Source organism: Sphingobium algorifonticola (genome assembly GCF_004005485.1).
GTDB classification, from domain to species: Bacteria; Pseudomonadota; Alphaproteobacteria; order Sphingomonadales; family Sphingomonadaceae; genus Sphingobium; species Sphingobium algorifonticola.
In genome coordinates this window covers 424309-443292 of sequence record NZ_RZUL01000003.1, presented here as the reverse complement: position 1 = coordinate 443292, position 18984 = coordinate 424309, and the positions used below count along the sequence as shown (strand labels likewise).

Annotated in this window: 14 protein-coding genes; 11 read left to right on the top strand and 3 right to left on the bottom strand. The window is 64.7% G+C overall.

Translation table 11 applies throughout. The annotated features are described in order from the left end of the window. Window positions 1–23 precede the first annotated feature (23 nt). The gene (locus tag ENE74_RS11210; RefSeq protein ID WP_127691011.1) at window positions 24–992 is read right to left on the bottom strand and encodes a KpsF/GutQ family sugar-phosphate isomerase; all 969 of its coding nucleotides are present in this window, start codon (window positions 990–992) and stop codon (window positions 24–26) included. 169 nt (window positions 993–1161) lie between these two features. Beyond that, on the bottom strand, window positions 1162–2187 hold the full coding sequence (locus tag ENE74_RS11205) for a phytanoyl-CoA dioxygenase family protein (protein WP_127691010.1): 1026 nt from the start codon (window positions 2185–2187) through the stop codon (window positions 1162–1164). A 203-nt stretch (window positions 2188–2390) separates the two neighbouring features. Between ENE74_RS11205 and ENE74_RS11200 the strand changes: the two genes are divergently transcribed. From ENE74_RS11200 to ENE74_RS11175, 6 genes are all read left to right on the top strand, one after another. Continuing rightward, a complete protein-coding gene (locus ENE74_RS11200) occupies window positions 2391–3746 on the top strand; it encodes an exopolysaccharide biosynthesis polyprenyl glycosylphosphotransferase (RefSeq protein WP_127691185.1) in 1356 nt (451 codons plus the stop codon). 28 nt (window positions 3747–3774) lie between these two features. Then, the gene (locus ENE74_RS11195; protein ID WP_127691009.1) at window positions 3775–5091 is read left to right on the top strand and encodes a hypothetical protein; all 1317 of its coding nucleotides are present in this window, start codon (window positions 3775–3777) and stop codon (window positions 5089–5091) included. Continuing rightward, entirely contained in the window at window positions 5088–6266 is a 1179-nt protein-coding gene (locus ENE74_RS11190; protein ID WP_127691008.1) for a glycosyltransferase, read from the top strand. Before ENE74_RS11195 ends, ENE74_RS11190 begins: the two co-directional genes overlap by 4 nt. Beyond that, on the top strand, window positions 6263–7021 hold the full coding sequence (locus ENE74_RS11185) for an FkbM family methyltransferase (protein ID WP_127691007.1): 759 nt from the start codon (window positions 6263–6265) through the stop codon (window positions 7019–7021). The genes ENE74_RS11190 and ENE74_RS11185 overlap by 4 nt, the downstream gene beginning before the upstream one ends. 235 nt (window positions 7022–7256) lie before the next feature. Continuing rightward, entirely contained in the window at window positions 7257–8768 is a 1512-nt protein-coding gene (locus tag ENE74_RS11180; protein WP_164847453.1) for a hypothetical protein, read from the top strand. Between the two features lie 79 nt (window positions 8769–8847). After that, entirely contained in the window at window positions 8848–11571 is a 2724-nt protein-coding gene (locus ENE74_RS11175; protein WP_127691006.1) for a TonB-dependent receptor domain-containing protein, read from the top strand. Window positions 11572–11597: 26 nt separating this feature from the next. Here ENE74_RS11175 and ENE74_RS11170 read toward each other — a convergent pair whose 3' ends face one another. Continuing rightward, a complete protein-coding gene (locus tag ENE74_RS11170) occupies window positions 11598–12251 on the bottom strand; it encodes a prolyl hydroxylase family protein (protein WP_127691005.1) in 654 nt (217 codons plus the stop codon). Between the two features lie 154 nt (window positions 12252–12405). Between ENE74_RS11170 and ENE74_RS11165 the strand changes: the two genes are divergently transcribed. The 5 genes from ENE74_RS11165 to gspG all read left to right on the top strand — a co-directional run bounded on the left by ENE74_RS11165 (window position 12406) and on the right by gspG (window position 18961). Next, window positions 12406–13278, top strand: a complete 873-nt coding sequence (locus ENE74_RS11165; RefSeq protein ID WP_127691004.1) for a type II secretion system protein N — start codon at window positions 12406–12408, stop codon at window positions 13276–13278. Then, window positions 13275–15554 (top strand): type II secretion system secretin GspD, encoded by a 2280-nt coding sequence (gene gspD / locus ENE74_RS11160; protein ID WP_127691003.1) that lies wholly within the window; start codon window positions 13275–13277, stop codon window positions 15552–15554. Before ENE74_RS11165 ends, gspD begins: the two co-directional genes overlap by 4 nt. Window positions 15555–15627: 73 nt before the next feature. Beyond that, window positions 15628–17199, top strand: coding sequence for a type II secretion system ATPase GspE (gspE, locus tag ENE74_RS11155; protein ID WP_206517698.1), 1572 nt, complete (start codon window positions 15628–15630; stop codon window positions 17197–17199). Further along, complete coding sequence (gspF, locus tag ENE74_RS11150) at window positions 17192–18418, top strand: type II secretion system inner membrane protein GspF (RefSeq protein ID WP_127691002.1); 1227 nt, start codon at window positions 17192–17194, stop codon at window positions 18416–18418. Before gspE ends, gspF begins: the two co-directional genes overlap by 8 nt. Before the next feature lie 108 nt (window positions 18419–18526). After that, window positions 18527–18961: a type II secretion system major pseudopilin GspG gene (gene gspG / locus ENE74_RS11145; RefSeq protein WP_241241946.1), complete on the top strand. Its 435-nt coding sequence runs from the start codon at window positions 18527–18529 to the stop codon at window positions 18959–18961. Window positions 18962–18984: the final 23 nt, after the last annotated feature.

The window sequence follows — 18984 nt, the reverse complement described above, 5'->3', positions numbered from 1 at the left end:
GGCGGTCTGCCTGACGGTGTCGGTCAGAGACCGAGCGCCATGCTGTGAATATGCAGCAGACCGATGGGATGCCGCGGATTTTCCCGGCTCATGACGAAGACGACGGTGATCGCCGCTTCGGACAGCAGGGTCAGCGCATCCTCGATCAGGGTGCCGCTGGGCACAGTGATCGGATTGCGTGTCATCACGTCGCCTGCGGTGGCGATCAGCATCTGGTCAAAAGAGCGCCGCAGATCGCCGTCGGTGATGATGCCGACAAGATTGCCGTCATCGTCCACAACACCAGCAGCGCCCTTGCCGGTCGACGTCATTTCCAGCACCACGTCGCGCATGCCGGTGCCTGGGCGTACCAGCGGCAGCGGATCGCCTTCGCGCAGCAGCGTGTCGACGGGCATCAGCTTCCACCCGATGCTGCCGCCCGGATGCAGGCGCATGAGGTCGGCGCGCGAGGTGCCGCGCATTTCCATGGTCGCGATCGCCAGCGCGTCGCCCAAAGCGAGCATCATCGTCGTGGACGTGGTTGGTGCGATCTTCACCGGGCAGGCTTCCGCCATGCGCGGAATGCACAGGGCCACGGTCGATTGACGGACGATCGGCGAATCCTGCTTCGAGGCAATGGCGATGATCGGAATGCCGATCTGCCGGGCATGCGCGACGATCGCCCGCAGTTCCACCGTCGCACCCGAATTGGAGAGGACGACGAGGCTGTCCACCGGTTTGAGCATGCCAAGATCGCCGTGCGACGCCTCAGCCGGATGCACGAAAAAGGCGGGGGTGCCGGTCGATGCCAGCGTCGCTGCGATCTTGCGCGCGACATGCCCGGATTTGCCGATGCCGGTGACGATAACGCGGCCGGTCGTGGCGGCGACAATACGAACGGCGGATGAAAATTTTTCGTCGAGCGCAGCACTCAGCGCGACGAGACCAGAGGCTTCCTGATCTATGACGCGGCGTCCGCTCTCGATCGAAGAAATCCGGGTGGCTATGTTCATACGCGGGTGCCCCTGCATAAATTACTTTATGTGTTCTGTCCCGCCCCGGTACATATCTCTAGTCCGGCAAACCGGGATTGCAAGCCCGTTCTTGCACCGCACAATCGCCCCCTGCCATCACAATCAAGGGTTAAGGCAATATTTCCATAATGTTATCGAACGATTGCGCCTAGATATCGCCGGGTCGTTTCGCGCCCACATCATTCCATGGCTGGCCGATCCAGCGCGCCAGGCGATCGCGCGCGGCCCACATCAGCCCGACGCGCCGGTGAGCGAGGCCGCGCCAAGAAAGCGGGTCGAGACCGGTCCAAGGATAGAAGGGATTGCGGCGGCCATAGGCCCAGATCTCGATCCGCGTCGTCGGCCGCAGCGACGGCCCCCGCGCGTGAAATCCGCCGGTGTCCGCCACCACCAGGGTATTCGCCTTTACCGCCAGCGCGACCGGCGGGGGTAGGCCGAGACCGGGCAGTTCGGCTGCATCGACTCGCATGGACCCGCGCGCCGACAGATGATCGACGCCCTCCGGCGCGATCAGGCTGCGGGCCTTTTCCCACGCGATCCTTTGCGGCGTCAGGCGATGCGATCCGGGGACATAGGTGAACGGCCCTTCGTCCGCCGCGACGTCGGTCAGGAAGAACCAGGCCTTCATTGTGGGATGGAAGGTATCGGCATGCAGCGCCTCCTGCGGATCGGGCGGCGCATCGGCGCGATGGGACAGGATCGTCTGGATATAATAAAGCGGCTCGCTGGCGTAGCTGGCGACATAGTGCATCAGCCCCCGCCAGCGCGGCGTCGCGATCAGCGCGCCAAGCGCGGGAATGGCGCGGAGCATTGCCTCGTCGATCGCGATCCGGCGGGTAATGGTGTCCCCCTGCAACATTTCGCGGGCAGGGGCCGGGCGATCGAGCACCGCCCGTCGCAGCGCCTCGAACTGGGCAGGCCCCAGGAAATCGGGCAGCGCGACATAGCCCTGCGCGTCGAACTGGATACGGTCCTCCGCCGCAACGAGATGCCGCAGCCGGGCCCGCCGCGCCCAGGCCAGACGATGCGCCAGCGCCATACGCCCGACATGCAGGCCCTTGCCGTTAAGCCACTTGGAGCCGATCAAGGGATTGTCGCGGAAGGATTTGGCGCCGGTCGCCAGTTGCAGGAGATGCCATGGCGCAGCAATCATATGGCGGACGAGCGGCTTCATCGCCCGTCTAGTGCCCCAGCCTGCCCGGCGAAGTAAAGCCGGTTTGGATGTGGCGGGCGGGCAAGGGGCCAGGCTGGCAGGCGACGCGCAGGGTGCGGGTGGGCAGATCGCGCACCCTTTCGCTTTTTCGACCATGCTGATAGGGAAAGGCCGGATTTTCGGACGAATTGAGCGTGAACGCACCTGTACCCACCAAAAAGCTGATGCGCGCCGGTCCCAGCCTGTCGGGCCTGCGCGTCCGTCTGTATCTGGGCGGCGTGATGGCGGACGTGCTGATGCTAGGGATCGCCTTCGCCCTGGCCAACCTGCTGGTGATCGGGCGGATCGTGGGCGAACCGGCCAAGCCGCACGGGCTGGTGATGTTCGCGATGATCGCGCCGGTCTATGCGCTGCTGGCGGTGCAGGCGGGCGTTTACGGCATTCGCGGCATCACGGCGGTGCGGAGCAGCGCGCTGCGCGCCTGCTGGGCCTTCGCGCAGGCCGTGCTGCTGATGCTCGTCATCGTCTATTTCGGGAAGATCGCCGAACAGCTTTCGCGTCTGACCTTTGCCGTGGGCGTGTCGCTCAGCCTGATCGGTCTCGCCGCGCTGCGGCCGGGGATGGCCTGGCTGGTGCGCCGCCTGGCGGGTGCCTTGCCGACGATGGTCGTCCTGATTGTTGATGGCGTCGCCTTTGCGCCGCGCGATGACGCCATGCGGATCGACGCTGTGGCCCTTGGCATCGATCCCACCCGGCACGACGCGGAAATGGCCGCGCGTCTGGCGGCGGCGGTGGGCCATGCCGAGCGCGTGGTCGTCGCCTGTCCCAACGCGCGCATTGCCGACTGGTCGGTCGCGCTCAAATCGCTGGAGGCACGTGGTGAAATACTGGTGCCCGAACTGGCGCGTTTCGCCCCCGCGAAGCTCGACGAATATGCACGGCACCCGACCTTGGTGGTGGCGGGCGGCCCGCTGCAATATCGCGACCGGATCGTCAAGCGGCTGTTCGATCTGGTCGTCGCCCTGCTGGCGACGGTGCTGTTGTCGCCGATCCTGATCGCCGTCGCGCTGGCCGTGAAGCTGGACAGCCCCGGTCCGGTCTTTTTCCGGCAGCAGCGCATGGGCCGCGACGCCCGGCTGTTCGGCATCTTCAAGTTTCGCACGATGCGCAACGACATGGCCGACGACCGTGCCAGCCAGTTGACCCGGCGCGACGATCCCCGTGTCACGCGGATCGGCGCATTTCTGCGCCGCACCAGCATCGACGAGTTGCCGCAGATCTTCAATGTCCTGAAAGGCGACATGAGCATCGTCGGCCCGCGCCCGCATGCGCCGGCCGCGCGCGCCGCTGACAAGCTCTACTGGGAAGTCGACGACCGATATTGGGAACGGCACTGCATCAAGCCGGGCATTACCGGCCTGGCACAGGTGCGGGGGCACAGGGGCGCCACCAATGTGCAGCAGGACCTGATCGACCGGCTCCAGTCCGACCTGGAATATGTGACCAACTGGTCCATCTGGCGCGATGTGCGGATCATGCTGGCGACGCTGCGCGTGCTTGTCCACGACCGGGCCTATTGATGCCGCTGCCGTTCCCTGCGGCCATAGCATGACCCTGTTCGCCCGGCTGGAAGGATCGGCGCGGCTGCTGGCGCTCGTGAAGCTCGCCAATGTCGCGCTCGTCATGCTGTGGGGCTTTGCGGTTACCTATGTGTTCGTGCGGCTGCTGCCGATCGAGACTTTCCGTGCCTTTCTGTTGCTTGTGGCGTTCGGCAATTTCACGGTGTCGGCCGAACTGGGGCTGACCAGCATTGTCTACAACCGGTTGCGACGGCACTGGCTGGCCTTGCGCGGGGAGGGGACAGCGCAGGATTTCCGCGCGGAGGAACTGGGCGTCATCACGATGCTGCTCGCCGGGCTGACGATCGCCGCGACGATTGCGCTGTTCGGCGCGATCCAGATGCGCCTGATCGTGACGGACATGCCGCTTTTGTTCCTGCTGTTCTTCGTGACGACCTGTCTCAACCTGTTCGCGACACTCGCCAAGCGGACGCTGGCGGCCGTCGATCGCAACCTGTTGTGGGAGGCGATCGACATGGCGCGCCGCGTCGCTGCAATCGGCCTGCTCATCGCGGCGCTGGCGGGGATGGATCTTACTTTGTCGGTCGCGCTGCAGGGGCTGCTCAGCCTGATCGCCATCGGCGCTGGTCTTGCGATGCTGCACCGGCGGCTGGGCCTGCGGATGGGCGACTGGCTGGCGCTGCGGGTGGGCGGCGGCCATGTACGGCGCCATTATCTGGCGGATTTCGGGGCGTCTGCTGCGCTGACGGCATCCGAAGTGGCGGCCTATAATGCGCCCTATTTCCTGATTGCTCTGGCGACGTCGGACCCGCGCCCGTTGCTGTTCTTCGACTTTCTGTTCAAGATGAGCCGGGCGCTGAGCGCGCTGGTGCGCGCGATGATCGAGGCGGCGTTGCCGCGCATCACGGCGGCCTGGTATCGCGGCGATGCGCGGCGTTTTCGTCAGTTGATTGCGCGGGGCACCGGCGCTGCGCTGCTGATGGCGCTGGCGATCGGTGCCGCACTGATGCTGTTTGGAGTGCCGCTGGTCGCTGCGCTGTTCGACGGCAGGCTCGCGATCGCGCCGTGGATGCTGCTGCTGCTCGCGCTGCTGCTTCTCGCCCTCGCGATCACCTGCGTCTCGGTTTATGTGCAGGGCGCGCTGGGTCGATTTCGTCGGTTGTTGCGGCAGTCGCTGCCGTTTCTGGCCGGATCACTGCTCAGCGTGCCGCTGGCGTCGGTGCTCGCGGGGCAGGGCCTGCCCATTACCACCGGATTTTCGCTGCTCCTGCTGGCGACCTTCGCGGGAACCGGTGCGCTGCATGGCCTAGCTCTGCGCCGCCTAATGCGGGAGATGCCGCAGTGAGGGTCGCCATGATCGACCCTTCGCTGTTCACCGGCCGCTACGACGACAGCCTGTGCGCGGCGATCGCGGCACAGGGCCATGCCGTCACGTTGCTGGGGCGGCCGTTGCGGGCAACCGATGCGCTGATACCCGCGGGCTATCGCTATACGCCCCGCTATTTCCGGCTGGGGGAGAGGCTGCGCCCGCTGATCGGCGAAGGCGTCAGCTTCCGCGCGATCAAGGCGGCGGACTATATGATCGATTGCCTCATCGGCTCTCTGCCCTGCGCCGATGTCGTGCATTATCAGTGGCTGCCGTTCGCGCCGGCCGACCGGCACGGCCTGCGGCGGCTGCGCGCGCGCGGCGTACCGCTCGTCCACACCGTCCACAATGCGACCGCCTATCATGGCGACGCCGCCGTGCAGGGCCATGGATACATGCGGCTGCTGGCGCAGTTCGACCGGCTGATCGTGCATGGCGCAGCGACGCGCGACGCGCTGGTCGCGGCGGAGATCGCACCCGAGCGGATCGGCATCGTGCCGCACCCGCCGATGCGGCTGGCGCCCGCGACCGCGCAGAGCCGGGCGCAGGTGCCGCCGCCGCGTGCCCCGCGCATCCTCTTTTTCGGTACGATCCGGCCCTACAAGGGTCTCGACCTGCTGATCGACGCCTGCCTTCGGCTGTGGCGCGACGGCGCGACCTTTGAGCTGGCGATCGCGGGCAAGCCGTTCGTCGACATGGCGGCGATGCTGCGCCCCGTGCATGCCTCGGGATATGCCGACCGGCTGCACTGCGACCTTGGCTTTCTGGGCGAGGACCGGCTGAGCGCCTGGATGGAAAGCGCCGACATCATGGTCTTTCCCTATCGCCATATCGATTCGAGCGGGGCGTTCCTCTCCGCCTTGCACCATGGCAAGGCGATGGTCTGCACCGCGACCGGGCTGTTCGCCAGCCTGCCGCCCGATGCGTCGGGATCGCCGCCGGTCACGCTGGTCCCGATCGAGGATGCCGCCGCACTGGCGCAAGCCCTCTTGCCGCTGGTCGGCAGCACTGCCATCAGGCAGGCCATGGGCGCCCGCGCGGCGGCGCTGGGCGAAAGCCTGGCGACTTGGGACAAGGCAGGATCGGCAACGGTGGATATCTACAGGCAGGCGCAGGCACATGTGGCGACAGGCCGCGGGCGGGACGGCGCATGAGCGGCCGGATCGGTCGGGAGCTGGCCGACCGCTGGCTGGGGCTGCGGCTGGCGCTCGCCGGGCGCGTGCATGCCTATCCCGAAGTGCTGACGTTGCGCCGTTTCGTCCGCGCCTTCGCGATCGAGGCGATTCTGGACGTAGGCGCGAACGCAGGCCAATATGCGACGATGCTGCGCCGTGACGTGGGCTTTGGTGGAACGATCCTCTCCTTCGAGCCGAACCCCGACGTGTTCGCCCGTCTCGCGCGCCGTGCCGCCTCCGACCCGCGCTGGCATGTCTTCAACATGGCGCTGTCGAACAGCGACGGCACCGCCGCGTTCAACGTGATGGCCGCTGACCAGTTCAGTTCGCTCGAAGCCCCGGCGGAGACGCTGGACGCGGTGTTTGCGACGCGCAACCGGGTCACGCGGACTGTCGATGTCGCGCTGCGCCGCCTCGACACCCTGCTGCCGGAGCTGGAGGCGGCACGGGGCCTGACCCGCTTTCTGCTGAAAATGGATACGCAGGGGCATGACGCGCTGGTGTGCGAAGGGGCGGGCGCGACGCTGGGCACGATGACGGGCATTCAGACGGAGCTGGCGATCCGGCCGATCTATCGCAACGGCACCGGCTATCGCGCGATGATCGATATGCTGGAGACACATGACTTCGTGCCGAGCGCGTTTTTTGCGAACAACAAGGGGCATTTCCCGCAACTGGTGGAAATGGACGGGCTGTTCGTCAACCAGATGGCGCTGGACAGCCGCGCACTCTGAGCCGGGCGCATTTGGGCAAGAATATCAGGTTATTGGCTGCTGCACATCGCGTGGATTGTCATGCGTACGTCATATAAATGACGCTAAACTGACACTTAAATACAATCAGCCTGTCATGCAGCGCGCCTACCTGCCTTCACCGAGGGCGACAGGGGGCCTTCGCTGATTCGCGCGATATCGCCTCCTGACGCTCCGATCCAAATCACAACCCGGTCAGGGCCGGAGCGGAGACGACATGTCCAATATTTCACGCATTTCGACCATCCTGCTGGCAGGCGTTGCCTGTGCGGCGCTCAGCGCCTGCGGTGCGGACAGCATTGCTTCGCCCGGTGAAGGCACGATCGTGATCCCGGCACCGACACCGACGCCCACGCCTACCCCCACGCCGACCCCGACACCCACACCCGGACCCGCCGCAAGCTGCCCCACCGGTCCGTTCACTGATCGCGGCACGATCGGCAATTTCCGCAATTGCGAGCTGAGCGGCACGATTTCGAGCAACCTTGCGCTCGCCAAGCAGACCGGCGTCATCTATTCGCTCGCTGGTCGCGTGAACGTCGGTGCCGATGCCGGCGGCGCCAGCACCTCGAGCGGCGTGACGCTGACCATCGATCCGGGCGTCATCATTTTCGCATCCAGCGGTCTTGACTATCTGGTCGTGAATCGTGGCCACCGCATCAATGCCGTGGGCACCGCGACGCAGCCGATCATCTTCACGTCGCGCCAGAATGTGCTGGGCACCGCGACGGACACCAGCTCGGGTCAGTGGGGCGGCGTCGTTCTGCTCGGCCGCGCGCCGATCTCCGACTGCCTTGCCAACCCGGATACGGACGGCGGCAACGCAACCTGCGAGCGCATCCTGGAAGGCACATCCGACGTTCGCTTCGGCGGTGCCAACCCGGCGGACAACAGTGGCACGATGCGCTACGTCCAGATCCGCTATTCCGGTTTCGAACTGTCGGCGGGCAGCGAGCTTCAGGGTCTGACGCTGGGCGGCACCGGATCGGGCACCGATGTGAGCTTCATCCATGTGCACAACAGTTCGGATGACGGCATCGAAGTCTTCGGTGGCCGCACGAACATGAAGCGTCTGGTCATTACCGGCGCGGAAGACGACAGCCTCGATACCGATGTCGGTTACAAGGCATTCATCCAGTATGTAATCGCCGTGCAGCGTTCGGTCGGTGACCGTTTGCTCGAACTCGACTCGACCGGCAACGTTGATCGCCTGCCGCGCCAGAACGTCCGCCTTGCCAACTTCACGCTCGTGGGCAACGGCGGCACGCGTGCCGTCACCCTGCATGGCGGCGCTGACTATACATTCATCAACGGCACGATCCGAGGCGCTGTCAACTGCTTTGACATCGACAACGCCCAGACGATCGCAACAACAGGTACGGACGAAGCCGGTCCGCCGGTGTTCCGTTCGATGTATCTGGCCTGCACCAACCCATTCGAAGACGATACGGATGTAACCGCAGCGCAGATTGCGACCATCTTTGGGACGGGGACGAACGGCAACGTCGCGGCTGGAACATCGACACTAACGAATACCTTCGTGAACGGTGCCAACGAAACCGCGGTCACGCCGTTTGATGCGCGTACGCTCAGCACCTTCTTCGACACCACAGCCTATATCGGTGCGGTGCGGGATGCGAACGACACCTGGTATCGCGGCTGGACCTGCGATTCCTCGACGGCGTCCTTCGGCAGCAACGCAGCCTGCACGGCACTGCCGACCACATAAGCACGGCGGCCTGTTACGGGGTAGCGGCCGCCATGCGCCGCTGCCCCGTTTGCCTTTTATTCTAATTCGGGGATTAGCAATGTCGAAGCCGCTCAGCCTGGGGTGCCTGCTGCTCCTGACCACTGCATTGTCTGCGCCCGCAGCCTATGCGCAATCGTCCGGCGGGGATGCCGCCGGCGCACCGACCGCCGCGCCGCCGCCCTCCGCCGTCGCGCCGGAGGACAGCACGCCGCCGGAAGAAGAACAGATCGACATTTCGACGACCGGCAGCGACATCGGCGAAGACATTATCGTGACCGGCCGGTTCATTCCCGAGCCGGTACGCGCGACCGCCGAAGTCATCTCTGTCCTGTCGTCGGCGGATATCGCCCGCTCCGGCGATGGCGATGTGTCCGAGGCGCTCAACCGTGTCACGGGCCTCAGCGTGGTCGGCAACGGCTATGTCTATGTGCGCGGCCTTGGCGACCGCTACTCGCTGGCGCTGCTGAACGGGTTGCCCCTGCCTTCGCCGGAACCGCTGAAGCGCGTGGTGCCGCTTGACATCTTTCCGACCAGCGTCGTCGCATCGGCGCTGGTGCAGAAGAGCTATTCTGCCAACTATCCCGGTGAGTTCGGGGGCGGTGTCATCAACCTGACCACCAAGTCTCAGCCGGAAGAAGGCTTTGTGACGCTGAGCGGGTCGGTCGGCGCGAACCTCGAAACCACCGGCCAGCTGGGCTATACTTATTATGGCAGCGGGTCCGACTGGACCGGCTTCGACAATGGCGCGCGCGACATTCCCGCGCCTTTGCGCGCGGCGCTCGCCAGCGGTAATGTCGTGACCGAAGGGGCGAACTTCTCCCCGGCGCAGCTCAAGACCATCGGCATCAGCCTTTTGAACAGCGCGACCAGCGTGGTGCAGCGCAACGGGAATATCCCGGCCAACTTCTCGGCCGAATTGTCCGCTGGCGATACCTATGCGCTGGGCGATGTCGATCTTGGCGTTATCGCCACTGCCGGCTATCGCAATGGCTGGCAGACGCGTGATGCCATCCAGCAATTCTCGAACAGTACCGATCTTTCGATCGGCAACGACTATCGTTCGGTGCTGACCCAGAATCGCATCGTCGTGAACGGCCTGCTCGGCCTGGGTCTGGAGTTCGGGAAGAACAAGATTCGCTGGACCAACCTGTACATCCGCGACACCGTGAAGCAGGCAAAACTGTCGCGCGGCATCGACCTGATCGCGAGCGCAGACGATATCGAAAATCTGAAGCAGGATACCGCATGGTATGAGCGGCAACTCATTACCACGCAGTTGGTCGGAGAGTTCAAGTTCGGCGATTTCGGCCTGGATTTGCGCGGCACCTACGCCAATTCGCAGCGCGAGGCGCCCTATGAGCGCAGCTTCACTTATGCCTTTACGCGGCAGGACGGCATCAACGACTTTGTCAACGATCTGCGGTCGGTCAATCAGAATGCGCGCATATCGTTCAGCGACCTGAACGAAGATGTGTACGGGGCCGGGGTCGATCTGTCGTACCGGCTGCCGACCGCCATCCCGATTTCCATAACCGGTGGCTATGCGTTCAACGACACCAAGCGCAGCGCGGTTCGTCGCGATTTCCGCTTCCTGCCATCCGGATCGCTGAACCTGGCGGTCGCGCAGCAGCGGCCCGACTATCTGCTGTCCGATTACAATATCCAGACGTACAATATCCTTTTGACGGAAACATCGGGGCAGTCCGGTGCGGCGGCCTATGATGCCGCGCTGCAGGTGCATGCAGGCTATGGCCAGTTCGAAGCCGAGGTGGTCGATGGTCTGCGCCTGACGGCCGGGGTCCGCTATGAAGACGGCGACCAGTCGGTGACGCCGACAAACCTGTTCAACAGCAATGACCTGACGTTCCTGCGACCGACCCGGATCACGAACAGCTATTGGCTGCCCGCCGGGACGATCACCTGGAACTTTGCCGAAGACATGCAGCTGCGCGCGTCCGCGTCCAAGACCATCGCACGGCCGCAGTTCCGTGAATTGGCGCGGCAATTGTATCAGGATGTCGATGCAGACCGTCAGTTTTTCGGCAACCCGTTCCTGCAGGACAGCGAGCTGTTCAACGTGGAAGCACGCTATGAATATTACTTCGGGCGTGGCGAGCGGTTGAGCATCGGCGGTTTCTACAAGAAGATCGACAATCCGATCGAGACCTTTGCGTTCATTCCGTCCGGCTCCTTGACGGCGAGCTTTGCCAATGCGCCGGAAGCCGAGCTTTATGGTGCGGAGCTTGAAGTGCAGAAGTTCGTTCCGCTGGACACGATTTCCAGTGCGAAGGCCTTCATCAGCCGTCGCCTCGTGCTGAGCGGCAACTACACCTACTCAAAGTCGAAGATCATCGTCGGCGCCGACGACACGATCATTTTGCCGTTCGGCGAGTTCGGCGAAGCACGCCAGGCATCGGACTTCTTCGACAATGGCGCGCCCTTGACCGGCCAGTCCAAGCATCTGGTCAATCTTCAGTTCGGTATCGAGGATACCGATCGTCTCTCGCAACAGACGATCCTGCTGACCTATGCGAGCAAGCGCGTCACCAATCGCGGGCCGGAAAACCAGCCGGACATTTTCGAGAAGCCGGGCATCAAGCTCGACGTGGTGTTGCGCGAGGGCTTCGACTTCTACGGCCGTGAACTGGAGCTTAAACTGGAGGGGCGCAACCTCACCAACACGAAGTTCCAGGAATATCAGGTCAACGGCGCCAACCGGATCGACGTCAACACCTACAAGCTGGGCCGTGCCTTTACTTTCGGGGCCAGCATCAAGTTCTGACGCTTAACGGGAGCGGCTGTGGCCCTTTAACTGGTCCAGGGCCGCTCCCGATACCATTTAGTGATCACATATTTGACCCCGCTGCGCACCTTCATGCCATGATGGAGCGTGGCGGGGTTGAATGTCCTGTCGGGACGGCGATTGTCCCACGCGAGCAGCTTGCCCGTTTCGGGCTGCACCATCTTGCCGACCTTGGTGAAGCGTGTCGCGCCGCCTGCCTCCGGTATGTTCAGATAGACCATGAACGTCCAGGTGCGATTGCCTGAAAGCGCACAATATTTCTGGAAATCCGGGCCGTGCGGTTCGAAATAGTCGGTGTGCGCCTTGAACTCCTGCCCCACGGCATAGCGTTGGCCTTGCAGCGGTTCGCCATAGATGGGATCGATCCCGGCATAGTCGGCAATCTGCCGGTCGATAGTCGCCACGAACGGATCGAGCGGATCGAGATCGCAGGTTTCGCTGGTGCGGAAGTAGCCGTCGCCATTGGCGTCGGCTATTGTGGAGGGGCGACGGTCCGCCTCGATCCGTTCGATCAGCGCATCGCATTGATCCGGCGTCAGGAAATTGCGCTGGATGAACAGCGTGAGATCCCTGCCGGGAAACCGTTGCACACCGCGATGGGCGGCGATGTAGGCCGCATCGGCGTCGGCGGCCCAGCGGGAGGCGGAATGGATCGTCATGCGGCCTGGACTAGCCAAAAAATCAGATGCAGCCAACCGCCTGTCGTTGTGTCACAATCGGTGCAACAATAGTGTCTTAATTGCGTCATCCAAACGTAAGAAATGACGCCTAGCACGCGCTCAGTGCGACAGCGCAGGGGGACTCGACCGGGCCATGTTGACGGCGTTCACAGCGACGATGCGCGATCGCGCGGCGGCTGTATCCGGGCGTCTGCGTCATCTGCCGGCCGCACCGCGCAGCCCGCTGACTTTGCTTGAATATCTTTTGCTCGCGCTGCTGGCCGTGCAGGTGGCACGGTTGCTGTGGGCGGTGGTCACGCCCGTCGGTCCTTATGGGGCATGGACGGGACGCCAGGCCGTGATTGCCGATGCGGGCGCGCGGCAGGCGCTGTTCAGTCGTTTCGATCCGTTTTTCCGCGCGCCCGATAGCGGCGCGTCATCCAGCCCGGTGGTCACCTCACTTGCGCTCACGGTCTTCGGTATCCGCGTGAACGAAGGGTCGGGGCAGGGCAGCGCGATTATCGCGACGCCGGACGGGGTGCAGAACAGCTATGCCGTGGGCGACGAGATCATGCCCGGTGTGATCCTGAAAAGCGTCGCCTTCGATCACGTGCTGATCGACCGTGGCGGCGCGCAGGAAAGCGTGTTTCTCGATCAGTCCGTCGCCGCGCCGGTCGCCAGCCCGGATGGCAGCGCGCCCTCGGCTTCGCCTGTGCCGTCGGCGGTCTCGTCCGCGCAGGCTGCACAAGGCATCACAGCCGCCGCCGTCAAGTCCGACATCGGATTTGCGCCACGGCTGGAAAACGGGAAAGTCACCGGCCTTGTGCTGTCGCCCAAAGGCCCGGCTTTTCAGACGGCCGGGTTCGCACGAGGGGACATCGTGACGCAGATCAATGGCCGACCGATCGGATCGGCCGCCGATCTTCAGGCACTACAGACCCAGATCGCGCCGGGCGCCCGCATTTCGCTGATGGTGGAGCGCGGCGCCACCACGGTGCCCATCGCCCTCACGTTGCAAGGTTCATGACCATTTCCCGTTTCCCTTCCGCTTTCCTGCTGCGCGGCGCGGCGCTGGCGCTTGCGCTGGCGGTGCCGCTGGCATCGCCGGTGACGGCGCAGCAGACGCTTAACGTGCGCGATGCCGACATCCGGGCCTTCATTCAGGATGCGGCGCGCGTGACCGGCCGGACATTCATCATCGACAGCCGGGTGCAGGGCAAGGTGTCGGTCGTCACCGATCGGCCGCTCAGCAAATCGGAATATTTCGAGATATTCCTGTCCACCCTGCGCGCCAACGGGCTGGTTGCCGTGCCGTCCGCCGGAGGGGCCTATCGCATCCAGCCGGCCGATGGCGCGGCGGGCCAGCCGTCCAGCGTGGGCCGTGCCGCGAATCGCAACCAGTTCGTGACCGAAGTCTTCCGCCTGCGCTCGATCGATGCGGCATCGGCGCTCGAAACGCTTCGGCCGCTGGTCAGCCGCGACGGATCGGTCACCGCCAACCGCGCAGGCAACAGTATCGTGGTCGCCGATTATGCGGACAATATCCAGCGCATACGCCAGGTCATCGGACGCATCGACCGCGACAGCGCGGCAACCGAAATGGTGATGCTGAAAAATGCCGGCGCGCGCGAAATCGCGACCTCGCTTCAGGCGCTGGTGGGCGGCGGGGCCGGTGGCGGCGGTGAAGGCGCGCCAGCCGCCATGGCACCGGCAACCGTGGTGCCGATCGACAGCAGCAACGCCATTGCCATTCGCGGCGACGCGGGCACCGTCGCGCGGCTCGCGGCCATGGCGCGCGACCTTGACCGGCAGGCGGCAAGCGGCACCGAGATCCGGGTTTTCTGGCTGGAACATGCCGATGCCGAAAAACTGCTTCCCGTGCTCCAGCAGCTTGTCGGGCAAGGCGGCGGCACGCAGGCAGTGGAAGCCGCCGCTGCGGTGGGCAAGGGTGGGCCGCAGTCCGCCACACCGGCCGCAGCGCCCTCCGCCAGTGTTTCGACAGCTTCGGGCAACGGCATTGCCACGCGCGGTCCGGCGATCGTCACCCGCTACGAAGGGGCAAACGCCATCATCGTTGCCGCCAACAGCGATGTGCAGCGCATGCTGGGCGAAACCATCCGGCAGATCGACACGCGGCGGGAACAGGTGCTGGTCGAGGCGATCATCGTCGAGATCGGCGACAGCGCCGCACGGCAACTGGGCGTCCAGTTTCTGCTGGGCAGCACCAGCACGGGCTTTGCGGCCACCAACTACAGCAATGCCAATCCCAACATCCTGACGCTGGCCGGGGCCTATGCATCGACCGAGCTGGGCCAGACCGAAACGACCGTCGTGGCGCCCGATGGCACCCGCACCACCACCCGCACGACCGAAAATGGCGATCTTTCCAACACGTTGCAGCAGGCAGCGGTCGATTCGCTGTTGAACGCCACCGGCGGCTTCGGGGGCGTTGCGACCAGCCTGGGCCAAAACGGCATATTCGGCGCGATCATCAACGCCGTGCGCAGCGATACCGACAGCAACATCCTTTCCACGCCGTCGGTGATGACGCTGGACAATCAGAAGGCCAGCATTCTGGTCGGGCAGGATGTGCCGTTGACGACGGGCGAGGCGCTGAGCCAGAACTTCGATAACCAGTTCCGCACGGTGCAGCGGCAGAATGTCGGCATTCAGCTGGACGTGAAGCCGCAAATCAACGCGGGCGGCGCGATCAAGCTGTTTCTGCGGCAGGAAGTCAGCAGCATCGCCGGGCCGGTGAGCAGCAACAACAGCGACCTCATCATCAACAAGCGCGAAATCGAGACCACGGTGACGGTCGATGATGGCGAGATTTTGGCGCTGGGCGGCCTGCTGGACGACAATGAGCGGCGCACGATCGAGCGTATTCCGTTCCTGAGCGACATTCCGCTGCTGGGCGAATTGTTCAAATCGCGCAGCCGATCGCGCGCCAAGACCAACCTCATGGTCTTCATCCGCCCGACCATTCTGCGCAGCAAGGCGGACGCCCAGCGCATGACGGCGCAGCGTTATGGCTATATTCGCGGCCAGCAACTGCTGGGCAATCCCGACGCCGAACCAAGCCTAGATGCGCTGGTGCGCGACTATATGGGCGCCGTGCCGCCCGTGGCGGTCAAGCCCGACGATGTGACGGTCGAAGGCGTGCCGCAGGCCGCTGCTCAGCCGCCGCAGATGACGCCGTCGCAGGCGGCTGCTTCGCCGCCGCAAGTGCTGACGCCGCAGGTGCGGACATCAACCAGCGTCGTGCGGCCTGTTGTCCTGCCGCCAAGCGCGGTGCAGCAATGACGGCCGGAGCGGGATCGTGAAAATCGGCCGCGGCACCAGCGGTGAGGAGGGCCTGACCGCGCCGTCCGATGCGCTGGCCGACAATCCGCTTGCCCTGTCGCATGCCATTGCGCCGCGCCTGATCGACATTCCTTATGCTTTCGCCCGCAACTATGGCGTGGTGCTGCTGGGAGGCGCGGATGGCGCGCGTCTGTCGGTCGCCTTTCGCGAAGGCGGCGACCCGCGCGTGCTGCTCGAAGTCCGGCGGCATCTCGCACAGAGTTTCGACGTGCGCTTTGTCGATCCCGTACAGTTCGACCGGCATCTGTCCGATCATTATGCGATGGATGGCAGCGCCGCCGCCATGGCCGGATCGATGGAAGTCGGTGCCGACGAGCTGGACCTGATCGCGAGCGACATACCGACGGCCGACGATTTGCTCGACAGTGCGGACGATGCGCCTGCCATCCGCCTCATCAACGGCATTATTGCCGAAGCGGCGCGGCAGGGCGTCAGCGACATTCATATAGAGCCTTATGAAACGGGGCTGGTCGTACGCATGCGCATCGACGGCGTGCTGCGCGAAACGCTGCGCATGCCCGCGCATGTCGCGCCGGTCGTCGTCAGCCGCGTGAAAGTGATGGCGCGGCTGGACATCGCCGAACGGCGGGTGCCGCAGGACGGGCGGATAGGCCTGACCCTGGGCGGCAAGCTGCTGGACGTGCGCGTATCGACCTTGCCGAGCCGGGCCGGGGAGCGCGTCGTCCTGCGTATCCTGGACAAGGAGAATGCGGGCCTTTCGCTCGACGTGCTGGGCATGACGGGCAATACCGACCGCATTTTCCGCGAGGCGCTGGCCGAACCCAATGGCATCATCCTTGTCACCGGGCCGACCGGATCGGGCAAGACAACCACGCTCTATGGCGGCCTGCGCCAGCTCAACGACGGCAGCCGCAACATCCTGACGGTCGAGGACCCGGTCGAATATGCCATCGACGGCGTCGGGCAGACGCAGGTCAATCCCAAGGTCGGCCTGACATTCGCGGCCGGGCTGCGCGCGATCCTGCGGCAGGACCCCGATGTCGTAATGGTCGGCGAAATCCGCGATCGCGAGACGGCAGAAATTGCCGTCCAGGCCTCGCTCACCGGGCATCTGGTGCTTTCGACGGTCCACACGAACGACGCTGTGGGCGCCATCACCCGGATGCGCGACATGCGCGTCGAACCGTTCCTGCTGGCGTCCACCCTGCGCGCGGTGATCGCGCAGCGGCTGGTGCGGCGGCTGTGCCAGCATTGCCGGGAGCCGGTGCAGGCCGACAAGTCGGCATCCGCGCTGCTGGGCTTTGACCTGGGAACCATCGTCTATCGCGCGAAGGGATGCCCGGAATGCAACGACAGCGGGTTCAAGGGGCGGATCGGCGTGTTCGAGGCGATCCGCATCGATGACACCATCCGTCGGCTTATCAACGACGGGGGCGACGAATCGCTGATTGCGCGCCATGCCTTTCTCAACGCGCCCAATCTGGGATCGGCGGCGCGCGCGCTGGTGCGCGACGGGCAGACCACGGCCGAGGAAGCAATCCGCATATCCCGACGAGAGGCTGAGCCGGACATCGCGTCAGCCGTGCCGGACATGACACCGGCCACACCATCCGCCGATGCCTGATTTCGATTATCTGGCGATCGACGAGGCCGGGCGGGAGCGGCGCGGCACACTGCGCGCCGACAGCGCCGACGATGCAAAGGCGCGTCTTGATGCGCGCAGGCTGTTCGTCGTGCGGATGGAGGCGGGCGTCGCGCTTGCCGCAACGCCCCGTTCCGGCCCGGCCCTGTTTGCCCGGCGCGGCAAGCGGCTGTCGTCGAAGGAGTTGACGCTGTTCACCCGACAGCTTTCGACGCTGGTGGAGGTGTCTCCGCTGGAGGAGGCGTTGCGCACGATATCCCGTCAGAGCGAGCAGGACCATGTCCGGGCGATCGTAGGCCGGGTCCACGGCGGGGTGATGGAAGGGCGACGTCTGTCGGAGGCGCTGGGTGCCGATACGCGCAGCTTTCCGACACTTTACCGCGCGATGATCTCCGCCGGGGAAAGCTCCGGCAGCCTGCCGACCATCATGGAGCGGCTGGCCGCGCTGCTGGAGCGGCAGGCGGAAATCCGGTCCAAGGTCATCACCGCAATTGCCTATCCCTCGGTGCTGGCGGTGTTTGCCGTCAGCGTGGTGATCGCGCTGATGATGTTCGTGGTGCCGCGGATCGTCGATCAGTTCGACACCATCGGGCAGCAACTGCCGGTGCTGACGCGCGTCGTCATTGGCATTTCCAACATGCTGGTGGGCTATTGGTATGTGTTTCTGGTCGTCGGCATCGTGATCGGCTTCGCGGCCTTTCAGGCCCTGCGGCGACCGGCGATCCGCTATCGCTTCGACGGGATACTGTTGCGCCTGCCGGTGATCGGACGGCTGATCCGCGACCTGCATGCCGCGCGGATGGCGCGCACATTGTCGACGATGGTGGCAAGTCGCCTGCCGCTGATGGAAGGGCTGGTGCTGACCGCCAACACCGTCCACAACCGCGTGCTGCGCAAGGCATCGGACGATATCGTGGAAGCGATCCGCGGCGGCGGCAGCCTGTCGGCGGCGCTGCGGCGGACCGGCGTTTTCCCGCCGCTGCTCGTCTATCTGACGGCGAGCGGCGAGGCGGCCGGGCGGCTCGATACGATGCTGGAGCGCGCGGCGGACTATCTCGAGCGCGAGTTCGACAGCTTTACCGCGACGGCGCTGGCGATGCTGGAGCCGATCATCATCATCTTGATGGGGGGCATCGTTGCCGTCATCATATTGTCCATTCTCCTCCCCATCCTGCAATTGCAGAGCCTGACAGGTATTTGAATGACCAAGATTGTTTCCACTCCGTCGTACTGCGGCGAAAGCAGGATTCCTGAGCATCCCGCGCAGCGCCCGGAACCCTCTGCTCCTGCTTTCGCAGGCGCACATGGCGTGCCTGACCGGCGCTCCGCCGAACACGGCTTCACGCTGGTCGAACTGCTCGTGGTCATCGTCATCATCGGCCTTCTGGCGACAATCGTGGCGATCAACGTCATTCCGGCGACCGATCAGGCGCGTGTCGAAAAGGCGAAGGCCGACGTCGCGACCATCGAGCAGGCACTCGACCAGTATCGGCTCGACAATCTCAATTATCCCGGTGCGACCGAGGGATTGCAGGCGCTGCTCACGCCACCCGCGACCCTGGCGCAACCGGCACGCTACCGGCGCGGGGGCTATATCAAGAAACTGCCCGACGATCCCTGGGGACGCGCCTATCGCTATGCGGTGCCGGGCCGGAAGGGACCGTTCGACATCTATTCGCTGGGCGCGGACGGCCAGCCGGGCGGCGAGGGTGACAATGCGGACATCTATTCCAGCGAGATATAGTCCAGGCTGCAGCGAGGGCTTTT

Coding starts and splice junctions, on each gene's coding strand:
- ENE74_RS11165 (WP_127691004.1), top strand. CDS start 12,406: ATGTTGACGGCGTTCACAGCGACGATGCGCGATCGCGCGGCGGCTGTA.
- ENE74_RS11185 (WP_127691007.1), top strand. CDS start 6,263: ATGAGCGGCCGGATCGGTCGGGAGCTGGCCGACCGCTGGCTGGGGCTG.
- ENE74_RS11205 (WP_127691010.1), bottom strand. CDS start 2,187: ATGAAGCCGCTCGTCCGCCATATGATTGCTGCGCCATGGCATCTCCTG.
- ENE74_RS11180 (WP_164847453.1), top strand. CDS start 7,257: ATGTCCAATATTTCACGCATTTCGACCATCCTGCTGGCAGGCGTTGCC.
- ENE74_RS11175 (WP_127691006.1), top strand. CDS start 8,848: ATGTCGAAGCCGCTCAGCCTGGGGTGCCTGCTGCTCCTGACCACTGCA.
- ENE74_RS11210 (WP_127691011.1), bottom strand. CDS start 992: ATGAACATAGCCACCCGGATTTCTTCGATCGAGAGCGGACGCCGCGTC.
- ENE74_RS11170 (WP_127691005.1), bottom strand. CDS start 12,251: ATGACGATCCATTCCGCCTCCCGCTGGGCCGCCGACGCCGATGCGGCC.
- gspD (WP_127691003.1), top strand. CDS start 13,275: ATGACCATTTCCCGTTTCCCTTCCGCTTTCCTGCTGCGCGGCGCGGCG.
- ENE74_RS11200 (WP_127691185.1), top strand. CDS start 2,391: ATGCGCGCCGGTCCCAGCCTGTCGGGCCTGCGCGTCCGTCTGTATCTG.
- gspF (WP_127691002.1), top strand. CDS start 17,192: ATGCCTGATTTCGATTATCTGGCGATCGACGAGGCCGGGCGGGAGCGG.
- ENE74_RS11195 (WP_127691009.1), top strand. CDS start 3,775: ATGACCCTGTTCGCCCGGCTGGAAGGATCGGCGCGGCTGCTGGCGCTC.